The organism is Providencia sp. PROV033 (assembly GCF_028484855.1).
Classification (GTDB): domain Bacteria; phylum Pseudomonadota; class Gammaproteobacteria; order Enterobacterales; family Enterobacteriaceae; genus Providencia; species Providencia alcalifaciens.
Genome location: NZ_JAMPSW010000212.1, coordinates 1 through 1,077 on the forward strand (window position 1 = coordinate 1; position 1,077 = coordinate 1,077).

The 1,077-nt window shown below is 49.5% G+C and carries 1 protein-coding gene; it reads left to right on the forward strand.

What is annotated here, in order from left to right:
* Positions 1-103: 103 nt before the first annotated feature.
* Entirely contained in the window at positions 104-1,051 is a 948-nt protein-coding gene (locus PSF16_RS17400) for an IS30 family transposase (RefSeq protein ID WP_272689807.1), read from the forward strand.
* Positions 1,052-1,077: the final 26 nt, after the last annotated feature.

The following is a 1,077-nucleotide window of genomic DNA, read 5'->3' on the forward strand; positions in this document are numbered from 1 at the left end:
GCGAATTCAGATAATAAGTGCAACGCTCGGTCATGTTAGATGGAAGGACGGTTAGCTACTGATAAGCTATCCTGCTCTTCCGACCAAAGATGAGCGAGTAAGTATGAAGTATCAGCAACTAACCGAAGGACAACGATACCAGATATCGATACTGCGTGAGGATAATTTATCCTGCCATGAGATAGGTATCCGTATCGGTGTAAGCAAGTCCACGGTCTCCCGTGAACTGAGGCGTAACACTTCAGATACTGGTTATAACCCACAACAGGCACACCAGAAGTGCTGTGATAGGCGGCTGTCATCTGCCAAAAGGACAATTCCTCAGCAGACCATAGATTTCGTGATATTTGCTCTGGAGTGGAAGTGGAGTCCTGAGCAAATAAGTGCAATTGGCAGCATTATTGGTCTTAGCGTCAGCCATGAATGGATTTACCAGTATATCTATGCGGATAAGCGTAGCGGTGGCGAGTTGTACAGGCATCTTAGGCAGGGCAAACGGCGATATCGTAAGGGCTACGGTCAGAAACGAGGTCGCATCCCTGACGCGGTATCCATTGAGCTACGGCCGTCAGTCGTCGATGACCGTAGCCGTCTGGGGGACTGGGAGGCCGATTTGGTGCTGGGTAAACAGGGCACTGGTGCTATCGTGACACTGGCAGAACGCAAAAGCCGTATTTACCTGACAAAAAAGGTGTTTTCAAAGGATGCGGTGGAAGTCAGTAAGGCCATTATCTCACTGCTGAGTGAGTATCAGGATGTATGTCACACAATAACGTTCGATAACGGTCTAGAGTTTAGTGAGCACAAGGCGATAGCAGAAGCACTGAACGCAGATACGTACTTTGCCCATCCGTATGCCTCGCATGAGCGTGGGCTGAACGAGAATACGAATGGGTTGTTAAGACAGTTTATCCCGAAAGGAACAGACCTGCGGACAGTGACAGAAGAAGACTTACAACGCTATCAGGGAGCGTTGAACAGCAGGCCACGTAAGTGTCTGGGGTTCAGACAACCTTCGGTGGTGTTTGCGGAGCTAAGAAAGGCGGCTTAGCGTTGCACTTCGGACTTGAATCCGCC

What these genes read in the sequence shown, in the direction of transcription:
- PSF16_RS17400 (WP_272689807.1), top strand. Translation starts at nt 104, where the DNA reads ATGAAGTATCAGCAACTAACCGAAGGACAACGATACCAGATATCGATA.